Here is a 3,928-nt window from a genome sequence, read left to right as displayed (position 1 = left end):
GAAAAAGCCGTTAGTAAATTTGCTGCCTGATTGTATTGCTATAACTAATAAACGTATATTATTTTTCACGCCCGCCAATCTGGGCCTGTCTATAAAATTTGTTGATTTTGTGTGGAAAGATGTTGTTGACGTATATACCAAAGAAGAAATTATAGGTGCTATTTTTAGTGTAAAAACCACCAATGGCGCCGAAATGGGTGTAGATTACCTGCCTAAGGTACAGGCCCGTAAACTTTACCAGTACGCGCAAGAACGTAAGGAAGCCGAACGCGAAGCACGCCGTTTACGCGATCTGGAGGAAAAACGTGCAGAATCAGGCTCGGTACAATTTGAAAGCCCATCACAGCCGGTGGCAGCGGCATTTCATGCTGAAGTGCCTATTCAACAACCCGAGCCACAGCCCGAGCCTGTTATCCATGAAGAGCCAAAAGCTGATGTATTAACAGAAAAACTTAAAAAACTAAGGACGCTTTTTGATAACGGATTAATATCGCAGGAAGAATATAACAACAAGAAGTTAGAATTGCTTAGCGAATTGTAGAACTTAAATCAGCCGTTCATCAAAACTGAACGGCTTTTTTATTACTACTTTAACCGAAGTGGCCAGGTTATGCAAAGGATTCATAAGATAATTATACTCCTCATTTACCAAAGCCGAGGGCACTTTTAAAAGCAGTTTATTATTTTGCCGCAAAAAATTATTTCCAATTTGCTTTAAAATATTTTGCTCGGGATATTCATGCCAATTTGGAGGTAATTCATTGATGTCGACTTCACTAATACTATCAGGCGTTTCCACAGTGACCATATAATAATCATCCGGTATATTAGTTGGACTTAAATGCGCCAGAGCTTCCAGCACGGCTAATGACCTTGACGATGCCAGGTAAACCATAGGTTTACCTTCGCTGTTCCACCTGCCGCCGTACAACCTGGCACCATTACCGCTCAAATCATCGGCATAAACACTTCTAATTAAACGATAAAGTACCATCAGGCAAAAATACCATGCTCAATACGGCCAAGTTCTTTAAAAACCATATCAAAACCGATAGAAGTATCTAAAAGAGAAACAGGCGTATCGCCCCTAAAAACATGAACAGGGGTTTTCATCCATGCTTTAAACTTATCCATCGAGCCAAAAACCTCCTCGCCGCGGGTATACAGGCGGGCAAGTTCAACGGCTTTCTCGGCGTACTCAGTTTTAATAATAGCATCGTCATCATAACGCTGCAAGGTGCGCTCAGAAATGTGCATGATATTTGAAAACTCTTGAAGAGTAAGTGAAATTTTTTTGGCCAAACCCATTAAAACACGTTTAGAAAAACCTTGGCGTGTTGATTTTAAAATATCAAAATCGCTCATGAGGTTAAATTGACGAGCAGTGCTGCTTAATAAATTGCTAAACAGGTTATCAGTAACTTGTAAGCCATAAGCAAGCATAGGCTCATTTACTTCACTTTGGTGTGTAGCTGCATCATACTTTTTCATATTTTCAGACATTTATCCAAAAATAATAACTTTTTGTCGTAAAGTCAAATTATTCAGCAATTATTAAAAAATAATTCTTCTTGCCTTTTTGGGCTACAAAAAACTTGCCGCCAATTAATATGTCATTTTTATAAATCGCTTCTGGCGATTCTATTTTCGCTTTGTTAATAGCAACACCACCCCCTTGTATCATTTTCTTAGCCTCGCCTTTTGATGCGAATACTGCTGTACTTGACGCTAACAGGTCGGTTGCGGTAATGCCTTCTTGTAAATCACTTAAAGCAATTTTAAAGTTAGGCACCCCCTCAAATAAAGCAATCGCCTCGGCTTCATTCAGTTCACTTAAAAACTCAATACCTGTATTGCCAAATAAAAACTCTGATGATTTAATAGCCTTTTCGTATTCGGCTTCGCCGTGTACCCGTATAGTAATGTCTTTTGCCAGGGCCTTTTGCAATACACGCAAATGCGGCGCTGCATCCTGCTCTGTTTCTAAAGCTTTAATAGTAACCTCATCAAACAAGGTAAATATGCGAATGTACGTTTTAGCATCACTATCACTGGTATTTAGCCAAAACTGGTAAAATTTATATGGCGATGTTTTCTCCGGATCAAGCCAAATATTACCGCCCTCGGTTTTACCAAATTTAGAGCCGTCGGATTTTTTTATCAGCTGAGTAGTTAGAGCAAACGCTTCGCCACCGCCTTTACGGCGTACTAGTTCGGTACCGGTAACAATATTTCCCCATTGGTCAGACCCGCCCATTTGCAGCACACAGTTCTTATGTTTCCACAAGTAGTAAAAATCATACCCTTGTACTAGTTGATAAGTAAATTCTGTGAATGACATGCCGGTTTCGCCCTCAAGCCTCTTCTTTACAGAATCTTTGGCCATCATATAATTAACGGTAATGTGCTTGCCAACCTCGCGGATAAAGTCAAGAAAGGTAAAATCCTTAAACCAATCAAAGTTATTTACCATTTCGGCACTATTGGTTCCGCTTTTAAAATCAAGAAATTTTTCAAGCTGCCCTTTTATTCCTGCCAGGTTTTTCTGCAATATATCTTCCGACAATAAATTACGTTCTGCAGATTTACCTGAAGGATCGCCCACCATACCCGTAGCACCACCAACTAACGCGAATGGCTTATGCCCTGCCCGTTGAAAATGTATCATGGTCATGATCTGCGCCAGGCTGCCCACATGCAGCGAGTCGGCAGTAGGGTCAAAACCAATATACCCGGATGTCATACCTTTATTTAACAGTTCTTCGGTACCGGGCATAATATCATGCAGCATACCCCGCCAACGTAATTCTTCAACAAAGTTCATCTTGTAGTTATCTTTCAAAAAGGCCAAAGATAATAGAATATGTGCTTTTGTTTAAAAAAGAAAATGAATAGCCTGATTTATTAAATCTGAATAAAAAAACCCTTAAAAAATTTATTTACACTTAAATAGCATTAAAAACGGCATATTTTTCTTATTTTTAAGGTGAAGGATTATCTATGAATTTTTTATCTCATTTTTATTTTGATCGGGAGGTAAGCAACTGCTACCTTATATTAGGTACGGTACTGCCCGATCTTTTAAAAAATGCGGATAAAACAATTATACTTCATCCGGAAAAATTGCACCATGAAAACAGCAACGTTAACCATATTGTTGAAGGTTGGAACAGGCATTTAGCTGTCGACCGTTATTTCCATTCCTCTGATTTTTTTTTAACCCATTCCCATCAGCTTAAAAAAATATTGACGCCGCTTATTGAAAGCTCGCCGGTAAAACCTTTCTTTTTAGGCCATATAGCGATTGAGTTGATATTGGATAATCTATTACTCACTACAGGAAAAATAACCGTAAATAATTTTTATAATCATTTACATGGTTGTGATACTTCTATAATAGAAGATTTTTTAACCTCGGCAGGACTTAAAGACACCACTCTTTTTTTTAGATTTTATGAAGGTTTCAAAAGAGATGGTTATTTGCATACCTACTCTGAAACGCCGCAAATTGCCTATGCACTTAAAAGAATTTGCATGCGTGTATGGCAAGACCCGTTTACACAAGAGCATGAAACACGCATGAATGAGGTTTTAACCGCTTATCGCCAACTGTTATTGCCTGATTTTATGACAATCTTTTACGAGATAGACCGTAAACTACTTGCCTGATAAAGTTTTCCTTTGTTCATCTGACACGCTGTACTGTAAGTATTTCTCACAAAAAATACTTACCAATAGGCAAAAAGGCCTACAAATCAGCATTTAAGAATAAATTAAATTTTTTTGAATAAAATTATAGTTCTACCTTTGCAGTCCCAATTAACAAATTGGGAAAAGGAGATAAATTATTTAATGGCAAAAAAACAAGAAGCAGAAAAAGAATTAAAAGCTAAGGAAGCTGAACTGGACACAGTTACAGTAACCGGCG

The 3,928-nt window shown here is 38.2% G+C and carries 5 protein-coding genes; 2 read left to right on the top strand and 3 right to left on the bottom strand.

What is annotated here, in order from left to right; genetic code table 11:
* Positions 1-541: PH domain-containing protein (locus JWP71_RS00355; protein WP_299495807.1), on the top strand; the 541-nt coding region annotated here is incomplete at its 5' end.
* A 3-nt stretch (positions 542-544) separates the two neighbouring features.
* Here JWP71_RS00355 and JWP71_RS00350 read toward each other — a convergent pair.
* Genes JWP71_RS00350 through tyrS form a run of 3 tightly spaced genes read right to left on the bottom strand, consistent with a single transcriptional unit; the run spans position 545 to position 2,824 of the window.
* A complete protein-coding gene (locus JWP71_RS00350) occupies positions 545-994 on the bottom strand; it encodes an RES family NAD+ phosphorylase (RefSeq protein WP_299495805.1) in 450 nt (149 codons plus the stop codon).
* Entirely contained in the window at positions 994-1,491 is a 498-nt protein-coding gene (locus JWP71_RS00345) for an antitoxin Xre/MbcA/ParS toxin-binding domain-containing protein (RefSeq protein ID WP_299495803.1), read from the bottom strand. Before JWP71_RS00345 ends, JWP71_RS00350 begins: the two co-directional genes overlap by 1 nt.
* 49 nt (positions 1,492-1,540) lie before the next feature.
* On the bottom strand, positions 1,541-2,824 hold the full coding sequence (tyrS, locus tag JWP71_RS00340; RefSeq protein ID WP_299495809.1) for a tyrosine--tRNA ligase: 1,284 nt from the start codon (positions 2,822-2,824) through the stop codon (positions 1,541-1,543).
* A 176-nt stretch (positions 2,825-3,000) separates the two neighbouring features.
* On the opposite strand from tyrS, the gene JWP71_RS00335 reads away from it, so the two are divergent.
* Positions 3,001-3,669: a hypothetical protein gene (locus JWP71_RS00335; RefSeq protein WP_299495800.1), complete on the top strand. Its 669-nt coding sequence runs from the start codon at positions 3,001-3,003 to the stop codon at positions 3,667-3,669.
* Positions 3,670-3,928: the final 259 nt, after the last annotated feature.

The sequence above is a fragment of the Mucilaginibacter sp. genome, assembly GCF_028287845.1.
In the GTDB taxonomy this organism is placed as follows: Bacteria; Bacteroidota; Bacteroidia; order Sphingobacteriales; family Sphingobacteriaceae; genus Mucilaginibacter.
Note: the sequence above shows the minus strand (reverse complement) of the source record. Positions and strands in the feature narration are given on the sequence as shown.

What these genes read in the sequence shown, in the direction of transcription:
- JWP71_RS00335 (WP_299495800.1), top strand. Translation starts at nt 3,001, where the DNA reads ATGAATTTTTTATCTCATTTTTATTTTGATCGGGAGGTAAGCAACTGC.
- JWP71_RS00345 (WP_299495803.1), bottom strand. Translation starts at nt 1,491, where the DNA reads ATGAAAAAGTATGATGCAGCTACACACCAAAGTGAAGTAAATGAGCCT.
- tyrS (WP_299495809.1), bottom strand. Translation starts at nt 2,824, where the DNA reads ATGAACTTTGTTGAAGAATTACGTTGGCGGGGTATGCTGCATGATATT.
- JWP71_RS00350 (WP_299495805.1), bottom strand. Translation starts at nt 994, where the DNA reads ATGGTACTTTATCGTTTAATTAGAAGTGTTTATGCCGATGATTTGAGC.